The 26,427-nt window shown below is 62.7% G+C and carries 31 protein-coding genes; 20 read left to right on the top strand and 11 right to left on the bottom strand.

Translation table 11 applies throughout. From position 1 onward, the window contains the following. Positions 1-363: 363 nt before the first annotated feature. From LZ536_RS08745 to LZ536_RS08730, 4 genes are all read left to right on the top strand, one after another. Positions 364-1,143 (top strand): hypothetical protein, encoded by a 780-nt coding sequence (locus tag LZ536_RS08745; RefSeq protein WP_249848160.1) that lies wholly within the window; start codon positions 364-366, stop codon positions 1,141-1,143. 173 nt (positions 1,144-1,316) lie between these two features. Further along, positions 1,317-1,685 carry a hypothetical protein gene (locus LZ536_RS08740; protein ID WP_249848159.1) on the top strand — a complete coding sequence of 123 codons (369 nt, stop codon included), beginning with the start codon at positions 1,317-1,319 and terminating at the stop codon, positions 1,683-1,685. Between the two features lie 90 nt (positions 1,686-1,775). Then, entirely contained in the window at positions 1,776-2,369 is a 594-nt protein-coding gene (locus LZ536_RS08735; RefSeq protein ID WP_249848158.1) for a tyrosine-type recombinase/integrase, read from the top strand. Positions 2,370-2,424: 55 nt separating this feature from the next. Beyond that, entirely contained in the window at positions 2,425-2,703 is a 279-nt protein-coding gene (locus LZ536_RS08730) for a hypothetical protein (protein WP_249848156.1), read from the top strand. Here LZ536_RS08730 and LZ536_RS08725 read toward each other — a convergent pair. Both LZ536_RS08725 and LZ536_RS08720 read right to left on the bottom strand, forming a co-directional pair. Then, positions 2,700-3,299: an SOS response-associated peptidase gene (locus tag LZ536_RS08725; RefSeq protein WP_249848154.1), complete on the bottom strand. Its 600-nt coding sequence runs from the start codon at positions 3,297-3,299 to the stop codon at positions 2,700-2,702. The two genes, LZ536_RS08730 and LZ536_RS08725, sit on opposite strands and share 4 nt — an antisense overlap. 614 nt (positions 3,300-3,913) lie before the next feature. Beyond that, the gene (locus LZ536_RS08720; RefSeq protein WP_249848153.1) at positions 3,914-5,248 is read right to left on the bottom strand and encodes an MFS transporter; all 1,335 of its coding nucleotides are present in this window, start codon (positions 5,246-5,248) and stop codon (positions 3,914-3,916) included. A 154-nt stretch (positions 5,249-5,402) separates the two neighbouring features. Here LZ536_RS08720 and cyoA point away from each other — a divergent pair, with 154 nt between their 5' ends. The 7 genes from cyoA to LZ536_RS08685 are packed head-to-tail and all read left to right on the top strand — an operon-like array spanning position 5,403 to position 12,399. After that, positions 5,403-6,479 (top strand): ubiquinol oxidase subunit II, encoded by a 1,077-nt coding sequence (gene cyoA, locus LZ536_RS08715; RefSeq protein WP_249848151.1) that lies wholly within the window; start codon positions 5,403-5,405, stop codon positions 6,477-6,479. Next, positions 6,479-8,476 carry a cytochrome o ubiquinol oxidase subunit I gene (gene cyoB, locus LZ536_RS08710; protein ID WP_249848150.1) on the top strand — a complete coding sequence of 666 codons (1,998 nt, stop codon included), beginning with the start codon at positions 6,479-6,481 and terminating at the stop codon, positions 8,474-8,476. The genes cyoA and cyoB overlap by 1 nt, the downstream gene beginning before the upstream one ends. A 4-nt stretch (positions 8,477-8,480) precedes the next feature. Then, positions 8,481-9,113 carry a cytochrome o ubiquinol oxidase subunit III gene (gene cyoC / locus LZ536_RS08705; protein WP_249848596.1) on the top strand — a complete coding sequence of 211 codons (633 nt, stop codon included), beginning with the start codon at positions 8,481-8,483 and terminating at the stop codon, positions 9,111-9,113. Then, complete coding sequence (gene cyoD, locus LZ536_RS08700) at positions 9,110-9,499, top strand: cytochrome o ubiquinol oxidase subunit IV (RefSeq protein ID WP_249848148.1); 390 nt, start codon at positions 9,110-9,112, stop codon at positions 9,497-9,499. Before cyoC ends, cyoD begins: the two co-directional genes overlap by 4 nt. After that, a complete protein-coding gene (locus LZ536_RS08695) occupies positions 9,496-10,203 on the top strand; it encodes an SURF1 family protein (RefSeq protein WP_249848147.1) in 708 nt (235 codons plus the stop codon). The genes cyoD and LZ536_RS08695 overlap by 4 nt, the downstream gene beginning before the upstream one ends. A 4-nt stretch (positions 10,204-10,207) precedes the next feature. Continuing rightward, a complete protein-coding gene (aroA, locus tag LZ536_RS08690) occupies positions 10,208-11,485 on the top strand; it encodes a 3-phosphoshikimate 1-carboxyvinyltransferase (RefSeq protein WP_249848145.1) in 1,278 nt (425 codons plus the stop codon). Beyond that, positions 11,482-12,399, top strand: a complete 918-nt coding sequence (locus tag LZ536_RS08685; RefSeq protein ID WP_249848144.1) for a chorismate synthase — start codon at positions 11,482-11,484, stop codon at positions 12,397-12,399. Before aroA ends, LZ536_RS08685 begins: the two co-directional genes overlap by 4 nt. On the opposite strand, the gene paaD is transcribed toward LZ536_RS08685, so the two are convergent. The 3 genes from paaD to hppD form a co-directional block, all read right to left on the bottom strand. Then, the gene (gene paaD, locus LZ536_RS08680) at positions 12,393-12,830 is read right to left on the bottom strand and encodes a 1,2-phenylacetyl-CoA epoxidase subunit PaaD (RefSeq protein WP_249848142.1); all 438 of its coding nucleotides are present in this window, start codon (positions 12,828-12,830) and stop codon (positions 12,393-12,395) included. The two genes, LZ536_RS08685 and paaD, sit on opposite strands and share 7 nt — an antisense overlap. Then, positions 12,827-14,029: a 3-oxoadipyl-CoA thiolase gene (gene pcaF / locus LZ536_RS08675; RefSeq protein ID WP_249848141.1), complete on the bottom strand. Its 1,203-nt coding sequence runs from the start codon at positions 14,027-14,029 to the stop codon at positions 12,827-12,829. Before pcaF ends, paaD begins: the two co-directional genes overlap by 4 nt. A gap of 101 nt (positions 14,030-14,130) precedes the next feature. After that, the gene (gene hppD / locus LZ536_RS08670) at positions 14,131-15,240 is read right to left on the bottom strand and encodes a 4-hydroxyphenylpyruvate dioxygenase (RefSeq protein ID WP_249848139.1); all 1,110 of its coding nucleotides are present in this window, start codon (positions 15,238-15,240) and stop codon (positions 14,131-14,133) included. 112 nt (positions 15,241-15,352) lie between these two features. Between hppD and LZ536_RS08665 the strand changes: the two genes are divergently transcribed. Beyond that, positions 15,353-16,273: a transporter gene (locus tag LZ536_RS08665; RefSeq protein WP_249848137.1), complete on the top strand. Its 921-nt coding sequence runs from the start codon at positions 15,353-15,355 to the stop codon at positions 16,271-16,273. Between the two features lie 8 nt (positions 16,274-16,281). Continuing rightward, positions 16,282-16,536 carry a 4a-hydroxytetrahydrobiopterin dehydratase gene (locus tag LZ536_RS08660; RefSeq protein ID WP_249848136.1) on the top strand — a complete coding sequence of 85 codons (255 nt, stop codon included), beginning with the start codon at positions 16,282-16,284 and terminating at the stop codon, positions 16,534-16,536. 25 nt (positions 16,537-16,561) lie between these two features. Here the strand turns inward: LZ536_RS08660 and LZ536_RS08655 are convergent, their stop codons facing one another. Next, positions 16,562-16,993 (bottom strand): hypothetical protein, encoded by a 432-nt coding sequence (locus LZ536_RS08655; protein WP_249848134.1) that lies wholly within the window; start codon positions 16,991-16,993, stop codon positions 16,562-16,564. A gap of 83 nt (positions 16,994-17,076) precedes the next feature. Between LZ536_RS08655 and LZ536_RS08650 the strand changes: the two genes are divergently transcribed. Next, positions 17,077-17,256, top strand: a complete 180-nt coding sequence (locus tag LZ536_RS08650; protein ID WP_249848132.1) for a hypothetical protein — start codon at positions 17,077-17,079, stop codon at positions 17,254-17,256. Between the two features lie 158 nt (positions 17,257-17,414). Here LZ536_RS08650 and LZ536_RS08645 read toward each other — a convergent pair whose 3' ends face one another. Continuing rightward, positions 17,415-18,014 carry a hypothetical protein gene (locus LZ536_RS08645; protein WP_249848130.1) on the bottom strand — a complete coding sequence of 200 codons (600 nt, stop codon included), beginning with the start codon at positions 18,012-18,014 and terminating at the stop codon, positions 17,415-17,417. 235 nt (positions 18,015-18,249) lie between these two features. Between LZ536_RS08645 and LZ536_RS08640 the strand changes: the two genes are divergently transcribed. Beyond that, positions 18,250-18,438: a hypothetical protein gene (locus LZ536_RS08640; RefSeq protein WP_249848128.1), complete on the top strand. Its 189-nt coding sequence runs from the start codon at positions 18,250-18,252 to the stop codon at positions 18,436-18,438. 287 nt (positions 18,439-18,725) lie between these two features. Then, on the top strand, positions 18,726-19,496 hold the full coding sequence (locus LZ536_RS08635) for a phenylalanine 4-monooxygenase (RefSeq protein ID WP_249848126.1): 771 nt from the start codon (positions 18,726-18,728) through the stop codon (positions 19,494-19,496). Positions 19,497-19,561: 65 nt separating this feature from the next. Here LZ536_RS08635 and LZ536_RS08630 read toward each other — a convergent pair whose 3' ends face one another. The 3 genes from LZ536_RS08630 to LZ536_RS08620 all read right to left on the bottom strand — a co-directional run bounded on the left by LZ536_RS08630 (position 19,562) and on the right by LZ536_RS08620 (position 21,921). Then, on the bottom strand, positions 19,562-20,923 hold the full coding sequence (locus LZ536_RS08630; RefSeq protein ID WP_249848125.1) for a HAMP domain-containing sensor histidine kinase: 1,362 nt from the start codon (positions 20,921-20,923) through the stop codon (positions 19,562-19,564). Positions 20,924-20,932: 9 nt separating this feature from the next. Next, the gene (locus tag LZ536_RS08625) at positions 20,933-21,613 is read right to left on the bottom strand and encodes a winged helix-turn-helix domain-containing protein (protein ID WP_249848123.1); all 681 of its coding nucleotides are present in this window, start codon (positions 21,611-21,613) and stop codon (positions 20,933-20,935) included. Between the two features lie 116 nt (positions 21,614-21,729). Next, positions 21,730-21,921, bottom strand: a complete 192-nt coding sequence (locus LZ536_RS08620) for a hypothetical protein (RefSeq protein ID WP_249848121.1) — start codon at positions 21,919-21,921, stop codon at positions 21,730-21,732. Between the two features lie 153 nt (positions 21,922-22,074). Here LZ536_RS08620 and LZ536_RS08615 point away from each other — a divergent pair, with 153 nt between their 5' ends. Further along, positions 22,075-22,584, top strand: a complete 510-nt coding sequence (locus tag LZ536_RS08615) for a flavin reductase family protein (RefSeq protein WP_249848119.1) — start codon at positions 22,075-22,077, stop codon at positions 22,582-22,584. Here LZ536_RS08615 and LZ536_RS08610 read toward each other — a convergent pair. Then, a complete protein-coding gene (locus LZ536_RS08610) occupies positions 22,581-23,534 on the bottom strand; it encodes a DUF808 domain-containing protein (RefSeq protein WP_249848117.1) in 954 nt (317 codons plus the stop codon). The genes LZ536_RS08615 and LZ536_RS08610 overlap by 4 nt on opposite strands. 18 nt (positions 23,535-23,552) lie before the next feature. Between LZ536_RS08610 and serS the strand changes: the two genes are divergently transcribed. Genes serS through LZ536_RS08595 form a run of 3 tightly spaced genes read left to right on the top strand, consistent with a single transcriptional unit; the run spans position 23,553 to position 26,417 of the window. Next, positions 23,553-24,848, top strand: a complete 1,296-nt coding sequence (gene serS, locus LZ536_RS08605; RefSeq protein ID WP_249848115.1) for a serine--tRNA ligase — start codon at positions 23,553-23,555, stop codon at positions 24,846-24,848. 35 nt (positions 24,849-24,883) lie between these two features. Beyond that, on the top strand, positions 24,884-25,534 hold the full coding sequence (locus LZ536_RS08600; protein WP_249848113.1) for an alpha/beta fold hydrolase: 651 nt from the start codon (positions 24,884-24,886) through the stop codon (positions 25,532-25,534). Positions 25,535-25,583: 49 nt separating this feature from the next. Then, positions 25,584-26,417: an alpha/beta fold hydrolase gene (locus tag LZ536_RS08595; protein WP_249848111.1), complete on the top strand. Its 834-nt coding sequence runs from the start codon at positions 25,584-25,586 to the stop codon at positions 26,415-26,417. Positions 26,418-26,427: the final 10 nt, after the last annotated feature.

The raw sequence follows: 26,427 nt of genomic DNA, 5'->3' as shown, positions 1-26,427 counted from the left end.
ATTTGGGAACGTGAGCACGGAGCCGAGCTAATCCGCTTTGGCATTTCCGAGCTAAACGGCAGCCGCTTCGCGGACCTTCGTCGCTTCTTTCGGCGCGGCGACGAGTGGCTGCACGGCAGGAAGGGCTGCACCGTCCCTCTTAGCGGCCTCCACGGCCTCCACGAGAGCCTTGGTCGTTACTTAGCTGCCAATGAGTCTGAAACAGCTCAGGACGCGGCCTAGAGGCCTAATCTGGGCGGGGGTGCGGTTAGCCGTAGCTCCGCCCTTTTTCCAACGCTCCGGCCGCTTGAGTCTGTGTTGCGTCCCTACCCATCAAAACTTGCGAATCCGGCCGCTCTTTTGCCGCTAACAAAAGCGGGCGAAATGCCTGTTAATACAGGCAGAAAACAGGCTGACTGGTCGGCAGATACGCGCGCCCTCGCGCGCCCGCGCGTAAAGGCATCCAATAACCCCGAAAGCGCCGTTTTCCGTAGCCGTAAAAAGGCTGGCACGACGCTTGCATTTAAAGGGATAGATACTAGTAGCGCGATGCATCAGCCTGTCGCCACATTGAGACGGGGAAGGCGATCCACGGGACTGCGAAAAAGGGACGTCGAAAACATCCTCGCTGCCGGTGATAATACACCGAGAGAACACCGTGGCTTCAACCGCTTCACGACCATTCATTTTGAGGCGGCAAAGATAGCTGATCCTGTCTGGGCAATCGGCCGGCTCATGAAGCTCGCTGGCGACTGGCTTAGGACCAAGGGAGAGGCGCTCCGATATATTTGGGTGCGCGAAGCGGGCGATGGCAAAGGCGATCACGTCCACATCCTTTGGTATGTTCCGCCTCTCTTGAGCCGAGAGTTTGCCAAGCGCGAACGCGGCTGGCGCAAGCTCATGGGCGCGAAGCCATGCAAGCGAGCTTTCAAGTCGGTGCCGGTCGGCATGAGCCTCAAGCACAGTATCTATGAGATCCAATTCGGCCAGCATTACTCGGACGCCCTCAGGGGCGTTCTGGAATACATTGTGAAGGGTGCGGAGCCGAAGGCGGCGGAGGCGCTTGGATTGGCTCTGAGGCGTCCTGGCGGCGAGCTATGGGGCAAGCGCTACGGGATGAGCGAGAACATCAACCGGACTGCACGGTCTCGATTACTAAAGTAGCAATGTTTAGCCGCCACCGGCCGCCGCATTGCCATGACCCAGCCAGCTTTTTTACAGTCCACTATGCGGGCAGTGCGGTGCTCCGAATAAAATAGCGGAAAATATTAGAGTCCGCTTTCGACCCATTGCGGACACTAAGATGAAGTTTCATAACTCGTGACGTGCAGTTATCGATGCCTGCAACCCAGCGTGTGGCCTTGGTCGTGCTGCTGCTTCTTGCGTCGGGTTGGTACGTCTACGGCCGCATCCACCGACCTCCGGTCGCGGTCGTGAATGGCGTCTATCGGAATGCTTGCTGTGCGCCCGTCGAACTCAGAGACGGGTCGATGCTCATTGATGGCACTCCTGTCCCCTTCACACTCGAAAATATGAAGTTCGGCCTTACCGGTCATCCAACGCAGAATGTCGTGGTTTCTGGCAACCGTGTCAGTGTTGCGGGTGGCCGAACCTATACGGTCATCTCTTTCTCTCAGGACCGAAAGGCTTTCACTCTTTGTGGCGTCTCACACTGCAAGCAAGAGTTCGTTTTTTATCGCAAATGAGATCAGAAGAGGTCGCGATTGCTAGCGTCCGCTTTCCACCCAAACCCGCCACTAGCTCGTTGAATATCGCTCTACCCAAGGGAGCGATCGATGAGCCAGCCGCCGCAAGTGATAGTCGGAGCAAAGCTCCCTCTCCGGCCGATGCACGTTTGGGCGATCCGCGTCCGCCTCCAGATGGCCCGCCGCGTCCGAGACCTGGCGCTGTTCGACATTGCCTTGGATAGTAAGCTGAGGGGCTGCGATGTATTGGCGCTGAGGCTCCCCGACATACTGTCAGCCGGTGCGATCCGGAGCCGCGCCAGCGTGATCCAACAGAAGACCGGTCGCCCCGTCCAATTCGAGATTACGGAGACCGCGCGTCGCTCGCTTGCCGATTGGCTGGAGGTCAGGCGGGGAGAGGCGGACGGCTGGCTCTTTCCCAGCCGGATGGATCGAAGCGCTCACTTATCCACCCGCCAATATATGCGGCTCGTGAAGGAGTGGGTCGCGCTCATTGGCCTGGAGCCGGCCGCTTATGGAAGCCACAGCCTGAGGCGAACGAAGGTTGCCATGCTTTACCGTAAGACCGGCAACGTCAGAGCCTGCCAGCTCCTGCTTGGTCACACCAAGCTGGAGAGCACCGTCCGCTATCTGGGAGTGGAGCTAGACGACGCCCTGGCGCTGTCTGAGGCACTGGAAATCTAGTCCGGCCGTAAATTGGCCTAGCCAGATGTTCTCATGATGTTCCACTATCGCGGCCATGCTTCGAGTCGAGGACCCTACCGACAATCAAGGCCACGGCTGGAAGCAGATGACGGCTGAAGAGATTGCCAGCCTTCTCTATTTCGCGATCCGGACGCTTCCCAAGCGGGTCCGGAGCGACCTCTACGGCCGGGACGCCACCAAAGCTGATGAGGCAGCGCGGAAGGTGGCGAATGCCCTGGCCGATCGATTGAAGGCTTGCGCCGTATTCGGCTCGGCACGGCCTTATGAATGGCGCGGCGTCCAGCTACCCTTTGCTGACCAGTCCCGATCTTAGCGCCTCACCCAAGGCTCTTGTGTGCGCTCTACGGTCATTACCCCTTCAAAGGGTCGGCAAAGGATGCCTGCCGCGTCTGGAGGGCCGTCTAGCCAGTCCTGCCAGTCGCTAGGCGGCAGGATCGCAGGCATTCGGTCATGGACGCCCTGCACATGCTCACAAGCCTCCGTCATAATCATCGAATAAGCCGGTCCCCATTCGTCGGTGTCGCGCCAGATACCGGCGACAGCGAACAGCTCCTGGTCCGGCAGCGAGAACCATGTGCGAGTCTTCGCGCCCTTTTCGCCTTCGGCTTCGCAAAAGCTTGTCACGGGGATGAGGCAGCGGCGCTCCTGGAAGCTGTAACGCCACATGAAGCTATCGAGCTTGTCCGTGCGGGCATTGTTGACCGGCTTGGGTTTCAGCGGCTGGCCGTTCTTCCCCTTGAGGGTCAACGGGAAGCCCCAGGTCATTTGCCGGACCCTGCCTTCCGCAACGACTAGGCCGGGATAGCCGGGATAGACAGTCTCGCCCGCATTGCCGCGTGGGTCGGGATCAGCCTTAAAGAGCCGCGCCACCTCGTCCACGTTCTTGCGCATATTGTAGAGGTTGCACATGCTGCCCATTTTGCGACCGGTCCGGCCGGAACGCTAGTGGCGGTTTTGGGTGGAGAGCGGACATTGCTCGAAGTCCGTCCTTATTACATTCTGGCTAGCGTAAACCCCACAGAGACCAACAATGTGACGAGCGCTACAGAGAGGAGCGCAATCCCGGACCAATATAAAGCCGGACTGTCGTCACGGTCGTAAGCCACGCCTCTTACACCGATCGTCCTGAATTTAAGTCCGAGAACAAGAATTATCACAAGGATCAGCGACAGAATAATCGACTTGGCCAAATCCCTATCCACTTCGTCGGTGGGTATGAAGGTCGGCGGTAATGTCCGCAATGGGTCGAAACCGGACTCTAGGAAAAACGTGTGTGGGGTCGCTCTACATTTCTCTACTTTAGATAATGAGAGCGGAGCGTGTCGTCGGATCGGACACAAGGCATTTTCGCGCACTCCACGCGGGCGCACGCGGCGGCGACCGTAAAATAGGCGAAAATACGGGGTGACGACCGGCTGGCGTGGGAGAAAGTGTGGGAGTGCGGTTGATAGATTTTGATTAAGTATCAAACATTCAAGACGTTAGGCGGCATACTTATACGGACTCCCGCTCCGCCACTTGCCTCAATCAGCTTCGCGCTTGGCCCATTCGCGGTTGATGAACAACGCGGCGAGCGTGCAGAGGACGCCCGACAGCAGGTATATCCCGACCGCCCAAAGGCCGAGCCGGCTTGCCAGGAACAAGGCAACCAAAGGCGCGAATCCGGCGCCGATGAACCAGGCCGAGTTGGAGACGATCGCGGCGCCCGTATAGCGGTGATAGTCGGAAAAATTGCTGTTCACCGCGCCCGACGATTGGCCGAAAGCAAGGCCGAGCAGCACGAAGCCCGTGAACATGTAGACGATTTCGCCGACCTGGCCGGCGGCGAGCAACTGCGGCGCGAATCCGCTGTAGGCGCCGATCAACGCCGCCGAAACGCCGAGCACCGCGCGCCGGCCGACCTTGTCGGCGATGAAGCCGGATGCACCGATTGCAGTGACGCAGATGATGGCGCCGGCAGCTTCGATCAGCAGGAAGCGGACAGGATCGTCCTGGGTCATCAGCTTTACCCAGGAAAGCGGAAACACTGTCACCAGGTGGAAAAGCGCAAAGCTCGCGAGCGGCGCGAAGGCGCCGAGTACGATCGTCCGCCATTCGCTGAAAAGAGCCTGGAAGGGCGGCGATGGTTGCAGGTCGCGTGATTCGAACAGGCGCTGGAACTCCGGCGTTGCCACCAGCCGCAGCCGCGCGAACAGCGCCACTGTGTTGATCGCCAGCGCGACGAAGAAGGGATAACGCCAGCCCCAACGGAAGAAATCATCGGCCGTGAGAATGCCAAGGAAATAAGCGAAGAGACCGCTGGCGACGAACAGGCCAAGCGGCGCACCCAATTGCGGAATCATCGCATACCAGCCGCGATATTTCTTCGGCGCGTTCAACGATAGCAGCGACGGTAAACCGTCCCAGGACCCTCCCAGCGCGACGCCCTGGCAGAAACGGAAGAAACCGAGCAGCCAGGCGCTGAGGACCCCGACCTGATCGTAACTGGGCAACAAGGCGATCGCCATGGTGGAGCCGCCGAGCAGGAACAAAGCGATCGTCAGCTTCACGCCGCGGCCGTGCTTTTGGTCGAGGGCGGTGAAGATCAAGGTGCCGAACGGACGGCCGACGAAGGCCAGCGAGAAGAGCGCGAAAGAATAAAGAGTCGCCGTGACCGGGTCCGCGTAAGGAAACACCATCGCCGGGAAAACAAGCACGGCGGCGAGCGCGTAGACGAAGAAGTCGAAGAACTCGCTGGTGCGGCCGATAATGACGCCGATCGCAATGTCACCCGGCGAGATCGTGCCGTGGCGAGCGTTGACAATCAGGGCGTCTCGTTCAAGTGGCCTCGAACTGGACGCGGATAGAGGCGGGGTCATGCTGCAATCATCTCCAGCAGGCGCGGCGGCCCTATTCACTCGCTCCGGCCATCAATGCAAGAGCGGCGCGCTTTTCTTCCGCAAAACATCTGTTTGGCGAAATCGAGAAAAGTCCCAGTGTCGAAACCGCGTTTGCTTTGTATAGGGCGGCGCAATGACTCAGCGACTCCACCCCCGGACGCGGCGTTTTGGCACGCTGATTCTGGTCGCTGCTGTCGGTCTGTTATCGGCTTGCCAGCGAGGAGTGCTCAATCCGGCGGGCGACGTCGCCAGGCAACAACGCGACATCATCTACATCTCGACCGGCCTGATGCTGCTGATCATCGTTCCGGTGATGTTGCTGATCGTCATTTTCGCCTGGCGCTACCGCAAGGGCCAAGGCGGCACCTACGATCCCGAATTCGACCATTCGACCTCGTTGGAGCTGGTCATCTGGTCGGCGCCGCTCCTGATCATCATCATGCTGGGTGCCCTCACCTGGTCGAGTACGCATTTGCTGGATCCGTTCCGGCCACTCGACCGGGTCACGACCGATCCAGCGCTGGCCGCCGAACCTCGCCAGGAAGCCCTGCACGTCCAGGTTGTGTCGATGGATTGGAAGTGGCTGTTCATTTATCCCGACCAAGGGATAGCCACGGTCAATGAGCTGGTGCTGCCGGTCAACCGGGAGGTGCGGTTCGACATCACCTCCACCAACATGATGAACACCTTCTACGCGCCGACATTAGCAGGCATGATCTACGCGATGCCGGGAATGCAGAGCCAGCTGCATGCGGTGCTGAACAGGCCCGTCGACGACGAGGGCTTCTCCGCCAACTACAGCGGCCGCGGCTTTAGCGACATGCGCTTCGCCTTGCATGGCGTCGACTCGGGCAAATTCGATCAGTGGGTCGCATCTTCAAAGGGCAGCGGTCGGACGCTCGACCTGCCAACTTACCTGCAGCTGCTGAAGCCGAGCGAGAAAGTGCCGGCGATGCGGTTCGCCGGTGTCGACCAGGACCTATACCGGCGCATCCTCGAGCGCTGCGTCGAGCCCGGCAAACCCTGCGCGACCGAAGTCATGGCACACGAACCGATGGGAGCCGGCGCCATGCCCGCAGGCCGCGAGTCGATGCCGACCAATAAACCCGAAGGCGCGCTCATGAAGTCACCGGGCGAGAAGGGCGCACAGCCCAACCGGAATCGGTTCGTCGCTCCGGGGAACGAGGCGGACAAGGGGCCGACGCACTAATGGACCAGTCGCTTTCCAAAATCATTTTCGGACGATTGAGTTGGGAATCCATTCCGCTCCACGAACCGATCCTGCTTGGCACGTTCATTGTGGTCGCGCTGGGCGGGATCGCGGTTCTGGCCGCCGTCACGAAGTTCAAGTTGTGGGGCTATCTTTGGCGTGAGTGGCTGACCTCGGTCGACCACAAGAAGATCGGTATCATGTACCTGATCCTGGGCATCATAATGCTGGTGCGCGGGTTCGCCGACGCCGTCATGATGCGCGCCCAGCAGGCGATCGCTTTCGGCGCCAACCAGGGATATCTCCCGCCGCACCATTACGATCAGGTGTTCACCGCCCACGGAACGATCATGATCTTTTTCGTGGCGATCCCGCTGGTGGTCGGCCTCGTCAATTTGGTCATGCCGCTGCAGATCGGCGCGCGCGACGTCGCGTTCCCGTTCCTTAATAGCCTCAGTCTGTGGCTGACGGTCGCTGGCGCCGTGCTGGTGATGATCTCGCTCTTCATCGGCGAATTCTCGACGGCCGGCTGGCTCAATTACGTGCCGGTTGCGAACCTGCAGAACAGTCCAGGGACGGGGCCCGATTATTATCTTTGGGCGCTGCAGATAGCAGGCGTGGGAACGACATTGTCGGCGATCAACATGGTCACGACCATCATCAAGATGCGTGCGCCGGGCATGACGATGATGAAGATGCCGGTCTTCACCTGGACGGCTTTGTGCAGCAACGTCCTCGCGATCGCCATCTTCCCCGCGCTGACGGGTGCCTTCGCGCTGCTGATGCTCGATCGTTACGTCGGCACCAACTTCTTCACCAACGATCTCGGCGGAAACCCGATGATGTATTGGAACCTGGTGTGGATCTGGGGTCATCCGGAAGTCTACGTCCTGGTCCTGCCGGCGTTCGGAATCTATTCCGAGATCACCTCGACCTTCACGGGCAAGAGGCTCTTCGGCTATTCGTCGATGGTCTATGCGACGGTGGTCATCACCATCCTCAGCTACATCGTCTGGCTGCACCACTTCTTCACCATGGGCTCGGGCGCCAGCGTCAACAGCTTCTTCGGAATCGCGACGATGGTGATCTCGATCCCGACGGGAGCGAAGATCTTCAACTGGCTGTTCACGATGTATCGCGGCTCGATCCGTTTCGAACTGCCGATGATGTGGGTGGTCGCCTTCATGCTGACGTTCACCGTCGGAGGCATGACCGGCGTGCTGCTCGCCGTGCCGCCTGCCGACTTCGTGCTTCACAACTCCCTGTTCCTGGTAGCGCACTTCCATAACGTCATCATCGGCGGCGTCGTCTTCGCGATGTTCGCGGGGATGACGTACTGGTTCCCCAAGGCATTCGGGTTCAAGCTCGACGAATTCTGGGGCAAGGTCGCGTTCTGGGGCTGGGTCATCGGCTACTGGGTCGCCTGGACACCAATATACATCGTCGGCCTGATGGGAACGACGCGCCGCGTAAGCCACTTCAACGATCCGACGCTGCAGCCCTGGTTCGTCGTCGCCGCAATCGGCGCCCTGATCATCGGCGTCGGCATCATCGGTTTCGTCATCCAGGTCGCGGTCAGCATCAAGAATCGCGAGAAGCTGCGCGACACGACCGGCGATCCGTGGGACGGGCGCACGCTGGAATGGTCGACCAGCTCTCCGCCGCCGTTCTACAATTTTGCATTCACGCCGGTCGTCAGCGACCTCGACGCCTGGTACGACATGAAGGACCGCGGCTACCAAAAACCGAGCGGCGGCTTCCGTCCGATCCACATGCCGCACAACACCGGCGCCGGAGTCATAATCTCGGCCATCGCCATGGTCATGGGCTTCGCAATGATCTGGTACATCTGGTGGCTTGCAGCGCTGTCATTTGTGTCACTCATCGCGGCGATCATCATCCACACGTTCAACTACAACCGCGACTATTACGTGCCGGCCGATGAGGTTGAGCAAGTCGAGAATGCGCGCGTTCGTCCAGCGGTGGCGGGGGCCTGAGGCGATGGCGACGGTCACCGAACAGACCCTTCCCGATCCGACCTTCCACTTGGTCGAGGCGCACAGTCACGAGCATGGCGCCGGCGGGGGCACGCTGCTCGGCTTCTGGATTTACCTAATGAGCGACGCGCTGCTGTTCGCGGCAGTGTTCGCGAGCTTCGGCGTGCTCAGCAGCGCTTATGCGGGCGGCCCAACGCCGCGCGAGATTTTCGAATTGCCGCTGGTCGCGCTCAATACGGCGATCCTGCTCGTCTCTTCAATCACCTTCGGATTTGCCATGCTGGCGATGGAGCCGGGCAAAGTCCGCTCGACTCAGGCCTGGCTGCTCGTGACAGCGCTTCTCGGCGCCTCGTTCGTTGCCGTCGAGCTTTACGAGTTCGGCAGTCTGATCGCCGAAGGCGCGACACCGCAACGTAGCGGTTTCCTGTCGGGCTTCTTCACGCTCGTCGGGCTGCACGGGCTGCACGTCACTGCCGGGATCGTCTGGATCTTCGTCATGCTGGCCCAGATTGGCCAGCGCGGCCTGATCGTCGCCAACAAGCGCAGGCTGATGTGCCTCGGCATGTTCTGGCACTTCCTCGACGTCGTCTGGATCGGCGTCTTCACCTTCGTCTATTTGCTTGGGGTCCTGAGATGAGCATCCACAGCGAAGCCAATCTGGACGCCGAACTTCACGCCCATGGCGATACGCACGGTCATGGCTCCTATCGCAGCTATACGATAGGTTTCATCCTCTCAGTCATCCTGACCGCAGTGCCGTTCTGGCTGGTGATGGCGCACCCGATCGCCAACGCTGGCGTCACGGCGGCGTTCGTCATCGTCTTCGCTGCGTTGCAGATCCTGGTGCACACCGTTTGCTTCCTGCACGTCAACAGCGAGGCCGAGGGTGGCTGGACGCTGATGGCCTATATGTTCACGGCCATCCTGCTCATCATCACGATCGCCGGCTCATTGTGGATCATGTACCACCTCAATTCGAACATGATGCCGAGCGTGCCCGCGCAGGCCGCCAACAGTTTGTGACCGCATCGCGAGGCAAGCGGCGCTTCCTCATCCTGCTTTGCCTGTTTGGTTTCCTTCTCTTTTCCGCGCTTGGAGTTTGGCAGGTCGAGCGGCGCGACTGGAAGCTGGACCTGATAGCGCGCGTCAATGCGCGCGTGGCTGCGCCCGTCCAACCCCTGCCTGCCCGGACTGCGTGGGCAAGGGTCAACGCGAAGGATGACGAATATCGCCATGTTCGTGCATCGGGTCTCTTGCTCAACAACCGTGAAACCCTGGTCGATGCGCTGACTGAGCGCGGCGCGGGTTTCTGGGTAGTTACGCCGTTGCAGACCGCGGACGGCACAATCCTGATCAACCGGGGCTTCGTACCTGCGGAACGAACCCCGTCGGCAGCCCAAGCCGAAGGTCAGGTGACCGAGCCTGTTACGGTAACTGGCCTGCTGAGGATGACCGAGCCCAAGGGCCGAATCCTCCGTCCCAATCGACCAGCGGAGAACCGTTGGTATTCGCGCGACGTCGCCGCGATCGCCAAAGCGCGAGGCTTGAGCAATGTCGCGCCATATTTCATCGACGCGGACGCAACGCCCAATCCCGGCGGCTATCCCATCGGCGGCATGACCGTCGTGACGTTCCGCAATATGCACCTCGTCTACGCTTTGACCTGGTTCGGACTGGCGGCGCTGTCGCTGGCGGGTCTTGCCATGCTTTTCCGGCGGGAACGCTAAGCGGATGGATCTTCGGTCGATGCGATCCGGGCCGATCAGCGGCATTGCCGAGATTCCGGGCGACAAAAGCTGTTCGCATCGCGCGTTGATTCTAGGGGCTCTGGCGGACGGTGAAACGCGGATTTCCGGGTTGCTGGTGTCAGAAGACGTCATGGCTACACGCCGGGCCGTGGAGGCATTTGGCGCGCGGGTAGAAGAGGTTGACAGCCAGTGGCGCGTCACGGGTGCCAAGTGGCGCAGCCCGCCCGGTCCAATCGACTGCGGGAACAGCGGCACGACCGCGCGGATCCTCATGGGGGCAGCAGCGGGATTCGACCTTACTGCGACATTTACCGGCGACGACAGCTTGTCGCGGCGGCCGATGGCGCGCGTGATGCAGCCCTTGGCGAGGATGGGCGCCGAGCTGGGTGGCGGCGACAGGCTTCCAATCACGCTGCGGGGCCGCAGACTCGGCGGCATTGACTGGGTCAACGAGCCAAGCTCCGCCCAGGTAAAGTCCGCCCTCCTCCTCGCGGGGTTGAAGGCTCACGGCGCAGTTACAGTGCGGGAGCCTTCCCTGAGCCGCGATCATACCGAAATCATGCTTCGCGAGTTTGGCTGCGATGTCGTGCAGGGCGACGATTTCGTAGCGTTGGGAGATATGCGCGAGCTGACCGGTTGCGAAATCGCCATTGGGGCGGACCCCTCATCCGCGGCGTTCGCGCTCACTGCGGCGGCGATCGTGCCGGGATCGTCGGTCGAGGTCCGCGACCTGCTGGTCAATCCGCTGCGCACCGGCCTGTTCGAATCGCTCGACGAGATGGGCGCCGACGTCGAATTGTCTGACAAGCGCCTTCAATCTGGCGAGGTCGTCGCCACGCTTCGCATCGGCCACGCGCCGCTACAGCCGATCGAAATTCCGCCCGAGCGTATTCCCGCGATGATCGACGAGATCCCATTGCTCGCAGTGGCTGCCGCCTTTGCCGACGGCGAGAGCGCCATCCATGGGCTTGCCGAATTGCGACACAAGGAGAGCAACCGGCTTGACGCCGTGATTGCCGGGCTGACGGCCTGCGGGGTCACCGTGGTCGCCGGGGGTGATAGCCTGCACATCGTCGGACGCGGCAGGGTACGAGGTGGCGCGCGGATCGCGGCGCAGGGCGACCACCGCATCGCAATGGCGTTCCTGGTGCTGGGCCTCGCCAGCGACGAGCCGGTCACAGTTGACAGCGCAGAGATGATCAGCACCAGCTTTCCGGGATTCGCCGAGACCATGCGGGCGCTGGGGGCCAACATCGAATGAGCATCAACCGCTTCGGTCATTTGCTGACCATGACGACCTGGGGCGAGAGCCATGGGCCGGCGATCGGCGCAGTGGTCGACGGCTGCCCGCCGGGACTGCAGCTCAATGAGAAATGGATAGAGCAGTGGATTGCAAAACGGCGTCCCGGCACTTCGGCGCAGGTGTCGGCGCGGCGGGAGCCGGACCGGGTGCAAATCCTATCGGGCGTGTTCGAGGGCCGGACGACGGGGACGCCGATCAGCCTGATGATCGAGAATGTCGACGCCCGGCCGGCGGACTACGAGGGGCTGCCGCCGCGGCTTGGCCATGCCGACCAAGCCTATGAAAACAAATATGGAATTCGCGATCCTAGGGGTGGCGGCAGGGCTTCGGCGCGGGAGACTGCGGCGCGGGTCGCGGCTGGCGCGGTGGCGAGACTCGTCATCCCCGAGGTCACGATCGAGGCCGGGCTCGTCGAGATGGGTGGCGAGGCGGATTCAAGCCGCTGGAGCGCGATGATCGAGGCGGCAAAATCGGCGGGAGATTCGCTGGGCGGGATTGTTGAATGCGTCGCCAGCGGCGTGCCGGCGGGATGGGGCGCGCCGGTCTATGCCAAGCTGGATGCGGAGCTGGCAGCAGCGTGCATGGGCATCAATGCGGTCAAAGGCGTCGAGATTGGCGAGGGTTTTGCGGCGGGGCGGCGCAAAGGCAGCGAGAATGTCGAGGGCATGCGCGTCAGCGGTATCGACGGCGGCATTTCGACCGGCAATCCGATTGTCCTGCGCGTCGCGTTCAAGCCGACCTCAAGCTTCGGCATCAAGGGCCGGCACGACCCCTGTGTAGCCACCCGCGGCGCGCCGGTGGTCGAGGCGATGGTCGCTCTAGTGCTGGCGGATCACAAGCTGCTGCATCGGGGGCAGTGCGGCGGTCAGTGACATTTGAAGCGGTCGAACGGCTCCAGGCAGGACTTGCAGCGCCACTGCGCCTTGCACGGGGTTGAACCGAACCGGCTGACTTCCTCCGTATCGGTCGAGCCACAGCGGGGGCAGGTCGCCAGTTTCGCCAAATCGGGCGGCGAAATGCCGTAGGCAACCAGCTCCTCCTTGCCCTTTTCGCTGATCCAGTCGGTGGTCCACGGCGGTGAGAGGACGGTCTTGATGGCAACATCGCGATAGCCGGCCGCGTCCAGTTCCTCGCGGATGGTGCGCTCGATGACGTCGGTCGCCGGGCAACCGGAGTACGTCGGTGTGATCGTCACCTCACCGGGAGTGACGTCGCGGACGATGCCGAGGTCGACGACCGAGACGACCGGGATTTCCGGATCCATGACCGACCGCAGCACGGCCCAGATGGAGCCGGTGGTCACACGCGCTCCAGCGCCAGCGCGATTCCCTGGCCGACGCCGATGCACATGGTGGCGAGGCCGTAGCGGCCGCCGCCCCGCTGCAATTCCTCCGTCGCCGTCAGCGCGAGGCGCGCACCGGACATGCCGAGCGGATGGCCGAGCGCGATCGCGCCGCCGTTCGGATTCACGCGAGCATCGTCATCGGCAATGCCGAGCTGGCGGAGGACGGCGAGACCCTGCGCCGCGAAGGCTTCGTTGAGTTCAATGACGTCGTAATCCGCAACCGCAATGCCGAGGCGCTTGGACAGTTTCTCGGTCGCGGGCGCCGGGCCGATGCCCATGATGCGCGGCGGGACGCCGGCGACGGCGGCGCCGAGGATGCGGGCGCGCGGCGTCAGGCCGTGGCGCTTCGCCGCCTCTTCCGAAGCGATGATGATGGCGGCGGCACCGTCATTGACGCCCGAGGCATTGCCGGCGGTGACGCTGCCGCCCTTACGGACGATGGGCTTCAACGCCGCGAGCTTGTCGAGGCTCGTCAGGCGCGGATGCTCGTCCTTGTCGACGACGATTGCGTCGCCTTTCCGCTGCGGGATTTCGACGGCGACGATCTCCGCTGCGAGGCGGCCGCTGGCCTGCGCCGCGGCGGTCTTTTCCTGGCTGCGGAGCGCAAAGGCGTCCTGGTCCTCGCGGCTGATCTGGAAGTCCTGGGCGACGTTTTCCGCCGTCGAAGGCATGGTGTCGTCGCCATATTGGTCGCGCATCTTCGGGTTGACGAAACGCCAGCCGATGGTCGTGTCGTAAATCTCGGCATTGCGGTCGAAGGCCGAGGTCGCCTTGGGCATGACGAAAGGCGCGCGGCTCATGCTTTCTGAGCCGCCGGCGATGATCAAATCGGCATCGCCGCCGCGGATCGCGCGGGCCGCCATCGCGACGGCGTCGAGGCCGGAACCGCACAGGCGATTGAGGGTCACACCGCCCGAACTATCCGGCAGGCCGGCGAGCAATCCGGCCATGCGCGCCAGGTTGCGATTGTCCTCACCCGCCTGGTTGGCACAGCCGAGGATGACATCGTCGAGCGCGGCCCAATCCACGCCAGGATTGCGGTCGATCAGCGCCTTGATCGGGATCGCGGCGAGGTCGTCGGCGCGGATGCTCGACAGGCTACCCCCGTAACGCCCGATCGGCGTACGGACGGCATCGCAAATGTAGGCTTCGGTCATTTTTCAGCGCTCCCCGGCGAAGGCCGGGGTCCAGGGCAGCGGGTACCGCTGCTTCACAGCGGCCTGGGCCCCGGCCTTCGCCGGGGAACATGCGAGTTCGATCAAATCACACCCCTGCGCATCTGATCCAATTCGATCGATTCAAACAGCGCCTTGAAATTGCCCTCGCCGAAGCCTTCGTTGCCCTTGCGCTGGATGATCTCGAAGAAGATTGGGCCGATGACGTTCTGGGTGAAGATTTGCAGCAGCAGGCCCTGTCCTTCGGTCGGGGCGCCGTCCATCAGGATGCGGCGCTTCTCGAGTTCGGGGATGTTCTCGTCGTGGCCCTGGATGCGCTCGGGGAGCATTTCGTAATAGGTGTCGGGCGTGTCCTGGAAGGGAATGCCGCGCTCGCGGATGATGTCGACGGCCTCGTAAATGTCCGACGTGCCGAGCGCGATGTGCTGGATGCCTTCGCCTTTGTACTCGCGCAGGAATTCCTCGATCTGGCTCTTGTCGTCCTGGCTCTCATTCAAGGGAATGCGGATCTTGCCGCAGGGCGAGGTCATGGCCTTGGAGAAAAGGCCGGTCTGCTTGCCCTCGATGTCGAAGTAGCGGATCTCGCGGAAGTTGAAGAGCCGCTCATAGAAGTCGGCCCAGGTCTTCATGTTGCCGCGATTCACATTGTGGGTGAGGTGGTCGATGTAGGTCAGCTTCGAGTCCGCCGACTCCATCCGCTCCTGCCAGTCGGGATGGAAGTTGAAGTCGACCTCGTAGATCGACCCGTCGATGCCCTTTCCCTCGCCATATTGGTCGACGAAGAACAGGCGTGAGCCGCCGATGCCTTCGATCGCCGGAATGTCGAGCTCGCCATCGCCGCGCTTCACATCGACATTGGTGGCGCCGAGCTTCACCGCCCGAGCATGCGCGGCTTTGGCGTCCTTGACCCGGAATGCCATGGCGCAGGCCGACGGGCCATGGGCGTTGGCATAATCCTGGGCATAGCTGCCCGGCTCGGCATTGATGATGAAGTTGCAGTCGCCCTGCTTGTGGAGCGTGACGTCCTTGCTCTTGTGACGGGCGACCTCTGGAAAGCCCATCTTGGTGAAGAGCGAGCGCAAGAGCTCGATGTCCGGCGCGGTATATTCGACGAACTCGAAGCCGTCGGTGCCCATCGGATTCTCAAGGCCGAGAGGGCCGAGCTCGATGGAGGGGGCGGCGGTGGAAGCCATGGTTTCAACTCCTTTTCGGTGGCCCAAGTGCGTGCGGGCCAAGCGCATTTCAAGCGCGCGTGCGGTGGCGCTATAGTCCCTTGCGACAAGCCGCGCGACAGGGGAATCGCCTATGCGTTTCGTGCCCGCCTGCCTTGCGTTCGCCATTGTATTGGCCGGTTCATTGGAGGGAACCCCCGCCGACGCGCAGAGCATCGAGCCGCGCGCCTACTCGCCCGCGCCGGTCGGCACCAATTTCGCGATTGTCGCCTTCAGTGAGTCCAAGGGCGCGATCCCGGTCGACCCGGCATTGCCGCTGTCCGATATCGACCTGCATGTAGATGCGGTGCTGGCGGCCTATGCCCGGTCGGTGAACCTGTTCGGCGAATCCGGCAAGTTCGACCTGATCGTCCCCATCGCCCATTTGAAGGGTGAGGCGACCTATTTCGGTGAGCCGGTCGAGCGCGACATCCGGGGCCTTAGCGATCCGCTGGCGCGACTGACGATCCTGTTCCACGGCGCGCCGGCGATGAATGCGGCCGAGTTTCGCGGCTACCGGCAGGACCTTCTGCTCGGCGCCAGCGTCCAGGTGTCGATCCCCATGGGGCAATATGACCATGAGCGGCTGATCAACCTTGGCGGCAACCGCTGGTCGATCAAGCCAGAGCTTGGTGCATCCAAGACCTGGGGGCGATGGACGGTGGAGACGGCGCTGGGCGTGACTCTTTATACCGCCAACAATGATTTCTTCGGCGGCCACAAACGAACGCAGAAGCCGATCTATTCGGCCCAGGGCCATATCATCTACAATTTGAAGCCGGGCATGTGGCTGGCCGGGAACCTCAGCTGGTTCGCGGGCGGCCGGACCAGCATCGACGGGGTCGAAGACGACAATTTGCAACAGAATTGGCGGGCGGGCCTGATCTTCGCCGCGCCGATCAACCGCCGCTTCTCGTTGAAGGCCAATGCCAGTACCGGCGTGTCGACGCGGACCGGAAACAATTTCGACCTTTACGGCATTGCATTGCAGTATCGCTGGGGCGGCGGAATTTAGGGGAGCAGATGATGGAAGTGCCGGACGGCTGGACCGAAGAGGGTACGTGCAAGGCGCTGACCCGCAGCTTCACCTTCAAGGATTTCGCGGAGGCCTTCGCCTTCCTGACCCGCGTCGCCGACTATGCCGAGAAGGTCGACCATCATCCGGAGTTCACCAGCGTCTGGAACCGCGTCGATTTCCGGCTGGTGACGCACGAGACGGGCAGCGTCACCACCCGCGACATCAAGCTGGCAGAAGCGATCAACCGGCTGGCGGGGTAGGTCCGATTTGGGTGGAAAACGGACTCTAGAGTGCGCGTTTCAAGCCGTGCAGCCCAATCACGCGATCACCCTGCAGGATGGGGACGGCGAGCACCCTAATCCACTTAGTGCCCTTTCCTGTCACCTCGATTGCAGCGTCCAGGATGAATGCGCACTTGTGCCTGATAGCGTCGTTCCGCAATCGGTCGAGAACGCTCTTAGAATGCTCTTTGTAACAGCGAACGGCCTGCTCCCGTACAACGGGCTTTCCAGCAGGGAGCCCAAACAGCTCGTAGACCTTTTTGGACCAGGTAAGCTGGTCGCCTTCGATGATGTCGCACCTCCACCTTCCGATATCGTCCGCGATCGCTCCGCTCGCACCTTCAACCTCTTGCGAGGTGCGAAATACGTGGCCGAGTGCAAAGCGACCCGAGGCTTCGGATAGAAACATATCTCGGGCAATGAGGCTGTCGGGCATTGGCTCTCCGGTCTGCCGGGCCGATTGGTTATGACATAGGTTATGTTTATTACATAGCCAGAGCAGGGTTGGGCGCTGGGGCAGTGAAAGTCTACGACCTCTATTTATTTGCGACGGAGAAGGCCGTGGTCTTGGGCTGGCATAGCTACGAGGCCGACGGAGATCAGGCCGCGATCCAGATCGCCAATGAGCTGGTCAAGCAACCGCCAGCGGAGCTGTGGCAGGAAAGCAATCTCATCAAACACTGGGATTGCCGAACTTAATGTCCGTAAAGGGTCGAAAGCGGACATTGGCCCTCACGAAGTAAATTCGTGGCGTCGGTCCTGTCCGCTGCGCGGCAGGCCGGCCGGCTATCGCCATCTCTCCGCGCTGCTCCGGCGACGCGTTCCGCGTCGGCGGCGCTGCGCTCGGTGGCTTCAGCTTAGCGCAGTTCCTCTCGCGTCAGCTTCTGGTCCTGGTTGACGTCGTAGTTGGTAAAGCGCTTGCCGGCGGTTTTCAGGAATTCGTCCAGAGTCACGCGGCCGTCGATATTGAGGTCGGCCATGGCCACCGGCTGCGGCACTTCGGAGAAATTGACGGTGGTGTCGCCGGGATGGATGCGGGTGGCGGACGGCGCGTCGCCGGTGGTGACCAGCGCGACCTGCCCCTTCTCCACCTTCGATGAGGCCTTGGCCGTGGGCCGGGCGCTCGATATTTCCGGTCCTCCGCCGCCAGCAACCCTGGTCCGCGAGGGCGCCAATTGCTCGTAGGCGGCCATTTCCTGGCCGTCGATCACCTTGTCGTCGTTGGCGTCGAGCATCTTGAAGAAGGCCTCCGCGTCGTGGCGGAACTCGAGGCGCGAAATGCTGCCGTCGCCATTGTCGTCGGCGAGCTTGAACCACTGGTCGAACGGGTCTTCGCCGCTGGCGCTCGTCCGGAAAGGCTCGCCCATCAGGCTGAGATAAACGCCGCTCTTAGCCAATGCGGGCTGGGCCGCGAGGCCAATGGCGAAAGCCGTGACGATCAATGCTTGCCGGCGCATGGGATTCCTTTTGGTTGGCAAGAGCAGGACTGGGATGAATGCCGCCTGACGGCAATGGCGACAACCATCAAGGATTTCCACCATCGGGTTTTACCTGAACGGCTGGACCGAAACTGGACGGTTTGCCGCGAAGACTCGGCCAGCGGGCGCCTGGGCCCCTTTTGGTAAGGAATTCTTAACGAATTCGGCGCTTGGGAGATGGGAGTGCCTGCTTAACCCAAGTTAAGGAGCGGGTATGACCGAATACCGGCTATACCGACGTGACGGTTCAGGACGCATCCTGACCGCGCCCGAAGTGATTATCGCCGCCAGCGACGAGGAAGCGGTCGCCCGCGTCCGCGAGCTGCTCGCCATGCCGTGCGAGGTCTGGCAGGAATCGCGGCTGGTCGCCGTCGTCAGCACTCCGGAGAAAGCAGCATCATGACCCGCGACCTCTCTCCCTTCTGGATTGCGCTGATCGGCATGGGCCTGTGTGGAGGCCTCGTCTGGCTGGGCTCGGTGCTGCTCGGCTTCTGAACCAAGACGTCCATTGAACGTTCATTCCACACCTGACATAGAGGGCAGGCAATGAACCGCCGCACGACCAGCGCTCCTTATTATTATCCCGACGAGGTTGGGAGCAGCTGACGCGCGTTCAGTTCTGACGACCGACCTCGACCCGCCCGGCCTCCGCTCGGCGGGTTTTTTATTGCCCGATTGAAGGACGACGAAATGCTTCAGGATGTGATTACCAGGGATGACGAGGCCCGCCGGTGGCAGGACTTTGTCGTCCCGCAGTGCTGGGAGAGCTTTACGCCCGAGGACCATGCGGTCTGGGACCTGCTGTTCGCGCGGCAGGTGGAGCTGCTGGGATCGCGGGTGGTTTCGCCGTTCCTCGACGGGATCGATTTGCTGCGCCTGTCGCATCCGGGGGTACCGGACGTCGAAGGGCTGAACGCGATCCTGACGCCGCGGACCGGCTGGCGGGTGGTGGCGGTGCCCGGGCTGGTGCCGGACGAGGCCTTCTTCGCCATGCTGTCGGAACGGGTCTTTCCGGTCGGCAATTTCATCCGCACGCGGGCACAGCTCGATTACCTTGAGGCGCCGGACTGCTTCCACGACATGTTCGGCCATATCCCGATGCTGGCGCATCACGATTTTGCGGAGATGGCAGAGCATATGGGCCGGCTCGGGCTGACGGCGATTGCCGCCGGGCAAGGCGAGAAGGTCGCGCGCATTTACTGGCACAGCGTCGAGTTCGGGCTGGCGACGGAGCGCGGCGAGCTCAAGATCCTCGGTGCAGGGCTCGCCTCCAGCTTCGGCGAGGCGCATTTCAGTCTGGAGAGCGGGGAGGTGGAGCGGCTGCCCTTCTCGGTCGAGCGGGCGGTGCATACGCCGTACAAACATGATGCCTTCCAGCCGCGCTACCTGGTGTCGGAGTCGCTGGATGCGACGATTGCCGAGGTGCGGGAAATGACGGCGGAGCGGCTGCTGGCGCTCTGACGTCGCACGGCGCGGCTGCACGATCCCGAAGGCAATGCCATCGAGCTCTGGGAACAGCCGGCGGCCTAGGATCGCCGGTCGGCGCGAACGGGGATCTGGACCAGCGCCACCAGGCCCGGTGCATTGTCGAACAGGGCCAGGTCACCCTGATGCAAATGGGCGATGGCCTGCACCAGCGACAAGCCGAGGCCCGCGCCCTCGTCGCCGCGGCTGGGGTCGAGCCGGCCGAATCGGCGGCGGGCTTCGTCGCGGCGCTCGGCGGGAATGCCGGGGCCGCGGTCGCTGACGCCCAGCTTCAGTGTTGAGTGCTCATCATGGACGAGGACGGCGATTTCGCCGCCCGATGCCGCATATTTGATGGCGTTCTCGATGAGGTTGCTGAGCGCCTGGGCGAGCAACTGGCGATGGCCGAAGACCGGGATGACGACCGGCGAGCGGTCGAGACGCATGGCCGCGCCCGCTTCCTCGGCAACCGGCTCGTACATTTCGACCAGTTCGCCGGCGAGCTGGGCCGGGTCGAACCAGCTGAACTGGTTCTTGCTGGTGAAAGCCTCGGACCGGGCGATCTCCAGCGCCGTCGTCAGGATCCGCATCAGCGAATCCGACTGGCGGATGATGGCGCCGAGCATCTGGTCGCGCTCTTCGGGAGTCTCGGCGGTCAACGCTGCATCGGCGGCGGCGCGGAGCCGGCCGACAGGTGAGCGGAGGTCGTGGGCGAGGCTGTCGGTGAGCATTCGCAATTCGCCCATCAGGGTCGAAATGCGGTCGAGCATCTGGTTGATCTGGCGCGAGAGCCTGGCGAAGCTGTCGTCCGCCCCCGATAAAGGAACGCGTTCGGACATGTCGCCGCCGCTGACCCGGTCGGCGACGAGCACGATGTCGTGGATCCGGCGATCGACATATTGCCCGATGATCAGGCCGCAGAGCAGTCCGAGCAGCACCGAAACGGCGAGCGCGACAGCAAGCGACCGCTCCAGCGTTTCACGCAGGCTGATACCGGCGGAGACGGTGCGGCCGGTCAGCAGCCATTGGCCGCCGGCGATCGGCCGGAAGTTCACGGACGCTTCCAGCACCGAATCTTCGCCCTTCAGGCGAAGGACCGCGCTTCTCGATTTCGCGAACCACGCGACGTCCGGCGCCAGCAGGGAATCGACATTGCCATAGACGGGCGTTCCCGACCGATCGATGATGGCGAGCGCCGTTTGAGGGTCGTCGGCGTCCGTCGCTTCCGAGATTTCGCGTTTTAGCGCTGCGACACCGCCCTTCCTGTAAACCTGGTTCAACGCCGCCGACTGCTCGGCGACCTGGTGGCGAAGCTCCGAGACGATCTCGTCGCGAGTCTGGAAATGGATGAAGCCGATGATCAGCAGGTTGGAGGCGAAGGCGAGGAGGCCGGCCAGCAGGGCGATGCGGAGCTTGGTCGACATGGAACCGCCTCAGGCCGCCAGCATGTAGCCGGCGCCGCGCACCGTGTGGAGCATTGGCCGGTCGAAACCCTCCTCGAGCTTGCGCCGCAGGCGGCTGACATGGACGTCGATGACGTTGGTCGCCGGGTCGAAATGATAATCCCAGACCTGTTCGAGAAGCATGGTGCGGGTGACGACCCGGCCCTCGTTGCGGGCGAAATATTCGAGCAGGAGATATTCGCGCGGCTTGAGGTCGAGCTTTTTGCCACCGCGCTTCACGGTACGGGACAGCGGATCGATGACGAGGTCGCCGACGGTCAGCTTGGGATCGGTGGCGACGCGCGCCTCGCTCCGCCGCAAAAGCGCATTCGCGCGAGCCAACAGCTCGGCGAAGGAAAAGGGCTTCACGAGGTAATCGTCCGAGCCGCATTCGAGGCCCTCGATCCGGTCACCGACCGAGGCAAGCGCGGAAAGGATCAGCACCGGCGTCTCGATCTTGGCGGCGCGCAGCGCGCGGAGGACGGACAGGCCATCGATGATCGGCACCATGCGGTCGAGAATGACAAGGTCGAAGCTGCCGTCGGTGGCGCGGTAGAGGCCGTCCTGGCCGTTCGCGGCCTGCTCGACCATATGGCCTTCCTGCATCAGGCCCCGGGCGAGATAGTCCGCGGTTTCCGCGTCGTCTTCGATGATGAGGATCTTGCGGCCCATGGCACTCCGGCGCCTGCATAATATGCCGCCTGCCGGCGCGGCAATGGCCGGGTGCCGCCCGGCGTTAGGGAATGGGGAACACCGGGCGGCGAGGGGGCACGTGAAAAGGGAGGAAATTACTTCTTGGGCTTGGCGGTCTTTTCGACCTTCACCTTGTCATTCTGGGCAGTCGCGTTGGCGTTCTTCTTTTCCTTCTTCGACTGCTTGTGGACCTTGGTGGTGTCGGCAGGCTTGGCCGTGCTCGACGCCATGGCCGGCCCGGCAAGCACGGCGAGGGCCGCGAACGAGGCAATGAGACGCTTGGTCATTGGTCATATCTCCTGATGCCGGCATTGGTCCGGCTGAAAACGGGAAATACGCGGTGCCCAATTGCCTCGCTGTGTCGGACACATGAAATCTTGTTCATCTTCGCCATGAGGCGCGCTGGCATGTGGTGAAGGGGCTGGTATAGCCCTTGGGCAATGGCCGACGCCTCTTCCGAATATCGCACCGGCTGCGACCCGCGCACTTTGCGCGACGCGCTCGGCTGCTTCGCCACCGGGGTAACGGTCGTCACCTGCGTGGACAGCGGCGGGCAGCCGGCAGGGCTGACCGTCAACAGCCTGACGAGCGTCAGCCTGGATCCGCCGTTGCTGCTGGTTTGCATTGCGAAAAACGCGACCACGGCGCCGGCCTTCCTCGCCGCCCGGCATTTCGCCATCAACGTTTTACAGACGGGCCAGCAGCCGGCCTCGATCCGCTTTGCAACACGTCACGAAGACCGCTTCGGCCCGAACGACTGGTCGCCGGGCGAGCTAGGCGCCCCGGTCCTGAATCAGTCGCTGGGCGTATTCGAGTGCGAGGCACACGCCGTCCATGAGGGCGGCGACCATCACATCCTGCTCGGCAGGGTCATCAAGGCGACCTTCGATTCCGCGCTCGACCCGTTGCTCTATTTCCGCGGCAGCTACCGGCGGCTTCACTTCGACTAGGCGTCGACGACGAAGTCTTCTGGGTGCTTGGTCAGTTTGCGGACGATCATCGCGATGATCCCGCCGATGACGAGGCCGACGACCGCGCCGCCAAGGGCATTCACCAGCCATTCGGCGACCGGGCCGAGCGAGCCGGCCGCGACGTCGGCCTTCAGCGACAGGTGATGAATCGTCTCCGGGACGACGGTCAGGATGTGCAGTTCCTCGAGGCCGTGCACCAGAATGCCGCCGCCGACCCACAGCATTGCCGCAGTGCCCAGCGTAGAAATGAAGCTGAGAAGACCCGGGACGATCCGCACCAGCAGATTGCCGAGACGGCGGCCCCGCTTCCGCTTCGATAACTCCAGGCCGATGTCGTCGAGCTTTACGATGACGGCGACGGCGCCATAGACGCCGAAGGTGATGGCGAAGGCGACTACCGTCAGCGCGATGGCGGTCCGGCCCAGCGTCAAATGCTCGAGGCTGGAGAGTGCGATCGCCATGATTTCCGCCGAGAGGATGAGGTCGGTGCGGATCGCCCCTTTCACCTGCAGCTGCTCAAGCTCCTTCGGGTCGTCGATCGAATCGAGCAGCTGTTTCTTGTGGTGATGCTCATGGAGCAAAGCCTCGGCGATTTTCTCCGCGGCCTCGAAGGCCAGATAGGAACCGCCGAGCATCAGGATCGGAACGATCGCCCAGGGCGCGAAAGCGGTCAGCAGCAGTGCGCCCGGGAGCAGGAACAGCAACTTGTTCTTGAGCGAGCCGAGGGCAATCTTGCCGATGATCGGCAGTTCCCGCTCCGGCGCCAGCCCGATCACATAGCGCGGCGTGACGGCGGTGTCGTCAATGACGACGCCCGCTGCCTTGGCGCTGGCCTTGCCGGCCGCGCCGGCGACATCGTCGATCGAGGAGGCCGCCAGTTTGGCGATGGTGGCGACATCGTCGAGGAGGGCGATTAGACCGGACGGCATGGCGGGCGCTTAGGAAACTTGCGGTCGGGGCGCAATTCGCGCATCGACCCGGCCATGCTGGCGATGGATTTTATCAAGGCGAACCGCGAGACGGTCGAGAAAGCGATCCGGGACAAAGGGGTCGACCTCAACCTCGATGCATTGCTGGCGCTCGACGGCGAGACGCGGTCGCTGAAGACCGAGATCGACAATCTTCGAGCCGAACGCAACGCCATCAGCGCTCAGTTTCCGAAGGCAGCAGCCGAGGAGAAGGCCGAGCTTGGCCGCAAGGCGAAGGAAGCCGGCGCTCGTGCGAGCGAGCTTGAGAATGGGCTGAATGACAAGGAAGCGGCGCTCAAAGGCCTGATGCTGAAGCTTCCCGGCATTCCTTATGAGGGCGCGCCGGTTGGCCCGGACGAAAGCTTCAACACCGTCGTCCGGCAGGAAGGGACAGTTCCCAAGTTCAGCTTTGAGCCGCTCGACCATGTCGCGCTGATCGAGAAGAACGACTGGGCGGATTTGAGCCGCATCACCCAGGTTTCCGGATCGCGGACCTACTGCCTCAAGGGCAGGCTGGCGCTCTTGGAAATGAAGCTGATGGCCTGGGCGTTGGAGAAAATCGCCGCCGCCGACTTCACGCCGATCACGGTACCCGCCATCGCCCGGGAGCAGGCTTTCCTCAATCAGGGCCAGTTTCCCGGCCACAAGGAAGAGACCTACGAGCTGCCCAATGACGACGTCTGGCTGGCGGGGACGGCCGAGGTCGCGCTGACGTCGCTCCATTCGGGCGAGATCATCGAGGCCGACCGGCTGCCCATCCTTTATGCCGGCTATTCACCCTGCTTCCGTCGCGAGGCGGGCAGCGCCGGCAAGGACGTGCGCGGCCTGTTGCGCGTCCACCAGTTCGTGAAGGTGGAGCAGTATGTCATCTGTGAGGCTGACGATGCGCAGTCCGCCGAATTCCATGCCAAGCTGCTGGCGCTCGCCGAAAGTCTGCTGACCGACCTCGAAATCCCTTACCAAGTGATCGAGACGTCGACCGGCGACATGGGCCTCGGCAAATATCGCATGAACGATATCGAAAGCTGGGTGCCGAGCCTGGGCAAATATCGTGAGACGCACAGCTGCTCGACCCTGCACGACTGGCAGGCGCGGCGGGCGAACATCCGGTATCGCGGCAGCGATGGGAAAGTGCGCTTCGCGCACACGCTCAACAATACGGCGCTGGCCAGCCCACGCATCCTGGTTCCGCTACTGGAAAACCACCAAGTCGAGGACGGAAGGGTGCGGCTGCCCAAGGCGCTGCAAGATCTGATGGGGGGAGAATATCTCTGAGGGATGAGACGCGTCCGCCGCCGGGTTGGCGGCGATTGTCCGAAGCGGGCTACCTCCTGTCGCGGACAGCTCATGGCTTTGGACATCTCGACGCGCGCGGTCCGGAAGACGGAGAGCCGGCACTCGTTATTCCAGGCTTTGTCGCCAATGACCGGACAACCATGGAGCTGCGGCGCGCGCTCGCGGAGGCCGGGTGGCGGGTTTATCCGTGGAGCATGGGCTGGAACCTGGGCGCGACCGAGGACATCATTGACCGGCTTCGCAAGCGCCTCGACGAAATCTGGGATGGCAGGCCGGTACTCATCATCGGCTGGAGCCTCGGCGGGATCTTCGCTCGTGAGCTCGCAAGGGCTGTGCCTGACAAGGTCCGGGCAGTCACTACCCTCGGCTCGCCATTCTCGGGTGACGCGCACTGGAACAACGTCTGGCGGCTCTATGAATGGGTCGCCGGTCACAAAGTTGATGAGCCGCCGGTCGAACGAATCTTCGAAAAGCCTCCGGTCCCCACATTGGCGATCTGGTCGCCTAAAGACGGAATTGTCGCCATCCGGGCTGCCAAGGGACTGGCTGGCGAAAGCGACGAAGCTGTGGAGCTATCCTGCGGCCATATGGCCTTCGCGGTTTCGCAATCGGCCACTCGCAAGGTGGTGCGGGAAATCGACAGCTTCCTGAAAAAGCATCCCTGACGACCGTCGATTCTTGTTTCGTTCGCGGATTGACCCCATTTTCAGGCCCATGAAGTGGCTGCGCGCCCCTGCGCCCGCCGGCCCACCGGCCGCCGAGGGTGAGGTTAATCCCGACGACGTTGCGCCGTCGGCCTGGAGCCGCTTTCGCGAAGTCGCCTGGCACATGCCGCGCATGCTTTCGGGGCTTGGGCCGCTGGGCCCGCGCGGGCCCGAGGACGGGCCTCCGGTGCTGGTCATCCCCGGTTTCTTCGGCACCGACCGGACGACGATGGACCTGCGTCGGGCGCTGGCACGGGCCGGATGGCGGGCACATCCCTGGCTGCTCGGCATCAACAGCGGTGCGAAGAAAAACACGCTGAACCTGCTCTGCAGGCGGCTCGCCGACCTTGAGGATCCGCGCAAGGTGCTGGTCGTCGGCTGGAGCCTCGGCGGAATGTTCGCCCGGCAGCTGGCGCACAAATGCCCGGACAAGGTGCGGGCGGTGATCACCCTCGCCTCGCCCTTCTCCGGCGACCTCAAGACCAACACCAACGTCCGCGAGATTTACGAACGGGTCGCCGGTCACGACGTCAACAGGCCGCCGTTTCCGGTGAATAATGACAAACCGCCCGTACCGACTTTGGCTTTGTGGGGACGCCGCGATGGCATTGTCGCGCCTAGCGCGGCGCGAGGCCTTGCCACCGAGGTCGACAAGGCGGTCGAAATCGACACCAACCACATGGGCTTCGCCGTTTACCGGCCGGCATTGAGCCGGGTGGTCGCGGAGATCGGCATCTTCCTCACGGAAATGGAGGGTAACGCCCCCGAACTTCACCCGATGGCGGAAGCCTCACCCAAGGCGCCGGCGCGGGTCCTCAAGGGCGCTCCCGAGTCGCAGCCTTGACTCTGTTCCC

The sequence above is a fragment of the Sphingomonas alba genome, assembly GCF_023516555.1.
In the GTDB taxonomy this organism is placed as follows: domain Bacteria; phylum Pseudomonadota; class Alphaproteobacteria; order Sphingomonadales; family Sphingomonadaceae; genus Sphingomicrobium; species Sphingomicrobium album.
This window is presented reverse-complemented; position numbering and strand designations above follow the sequence as displayed.

Bases quoted from the DNA above. Each gene is read 5' to 3' on its own strand.
- LZ536_RS08745 (WP_249848160.1), top strand. From the start codon at position 364: ATGCCTGTTAATACAGGCAGAAAACAGGCTGACTGGTCGGCAGATACG.
- LZ536_RS08740 (WP_249848159.1), top strand. From the start codon at position 1,317: ATGCCTGCAACCCAGCGTGTGGCCTTGGTCGTGCTGCTGCTTCTTGCG.
- LZ536_RS08735 (WP_249848158.1), top strand. From the start codon at position 1,776: ATGAGCCAGCCGCCGCAAGTGATAGTCGGAGCAAAGCTCCCTCTCCGG.
- LZ536_RS08730 (WP_249848156.1), top strand. From the start codon at position 2,425: ATGCTTCGAGTCGAGGACCCTACCGACAATCAAGGCCACGGCTGGAAG.
- LZ536_RS08725 (WP_249848154.1), bottom strand. From the start codon at position 3,299: ATGTGCAACCTCTACAATATGCGCAAGAACGTGGACGAGGTGGCGCGG.
- LZ536_RS08720 (WP_249848153.1), bottom strand. From the start codon at position 5,248: ATGACCCCGCCTCTATCCGCGTCCAGTTCGAGGCCACTTGAACGAGAC.
- cyoA (WP_249848151.1), top strand. From the start codon at position 5,403: ATGACTCAGCGACTCCACCCCCGGACGCGGCGTTTTGGCACGCTGATT.
- cyoB (WP_249848150.1), top strand. From the start codon at position 6,479: ATGGACCAGTCGCTTTCCAAAATCATTTTCGGACGATTGAGTTGGGAA.
- cyoC (WP_249848596.1), top strand. From the start codon at position 8,481: ATGGCGACGGTCACCGAACAGACCCTTCCCGATCCGACCTTCCACTTG.
- cyoD (WP_249848148.1), top strand. From the start codon at position 9,110: ATGAGCATCCACAGCGAAGCCAATCTGGACGCCGAACTTCACGCCCAT.
- aroA (WP_249848145.1), top strand. From the start codon at position 10,208: ATGGATCTTCGGTCGATGCGATCCGGGCCGATCAGCGGCATTGCCGAG.
- LZ536_RS08685 (WP_249848144.1), top strand. From the start codon at position 11,482: ATGAGCATCAACCGCTTCGGTCATTTGCTGACCATGACGACCTGGGGC.
- pcaF (WP_249848141.1), bottom strand. From the start codon at position 14,029: ATGACCGAAGCCTACATTTGCGATGCCGTCCGTACGCCGATCGGGCGT.
- hppD (WP_249848139.1), bottom strand. From the start codon at position 15,240: ATGGCTTCCACCGCCGCCCCCTCCATCGAGCTCGGCCCTCTCGGCCTT.
- LZ536_RS08665 (WP_249848137.1), top strand. From the start codon at position 15,353: ATGCGTTTCGTGCCCGCCTGCCTTGCGTTCGCCATTGTATTGGCCGGT.
- LZ536_RS08660 (WP_249848136.1), top strand. From the start codon at position 16,282: ATGATGGAAGTGCCGGACGGCTGGACCGAAGAGGGTACGTGCAAGGCG.
- LZ536_RS08655 (WP_249848134.1), bottom strand. From the start codon at position 16,993: ATGCCCGACAGCCTCATTGCCCGAGATATGTTTCTATCCGAAGCCTCG.
- LZ536_RS08645 (WP_249848130.1), bottom strand. From the start codon at position 18,014: ATGCGCCGGCAAGCATTGATCGTCACGGCTTTCGCCATTGGCCTCGCG.
- LZ536_RS08640 (WP_249848128.1), top strand. From the start codon at position 18,250: ATGACCGAATACCGGCTATACCGACGTGACGGTTCAGGACGCATCCTG.
- LZ536_RS08635 (WP_249848126.1), top strand. From the start codon at position 18,726: ATGCTTCAGGATGTGATTACCAGGGATGACGAGGCCCGCCGGTGGCAG.
- LZ536_RS08630 (WP_249848125.1), bottom strand. From the start codon at position 20,923: ATGTCGACCAAGCTCCGCATCGCCCTGCTGGCCGGCCTCCTCGCCTTC.
- LZ536_RS08625 (WP_249848123.1), bottom strand. From the start codon at position 21,613: ATGGGCCGCAAGATCCTCATCATCGAAGACGACGCGGAAACCGCGGAC.
- LZ536_RS08620 (WP_249848121.1), bottom strand. From the start codon at position 21,921: ATGACCAAGCGTCTCATTGCCTCGTTCGCGGCCCTCGCCGTGCTTGCC.
- LZ536_RS08615 (WP_249848119.1), top strand. From the start codon at position 22,075: ATGGCCGACGCCTCTTCCGAATATCGCACCGGCTGCGACCCGCGCACT.
- LZ536_RS08610 (WP_249848117.1), bottom strand. From the start codon at position 23,534: ATGCCGTCCGGTCTAATCGCCCTCCTCGACGATGTCGCCACCATCGCC.
- LZ536_RS08595 (WP_249848111.1), top strand. From the start codon at position 25,584: ATGAAGTGGCTGCGCGCCCCTGCGCCCGCCGGCCCACCGGCCGCCGAG.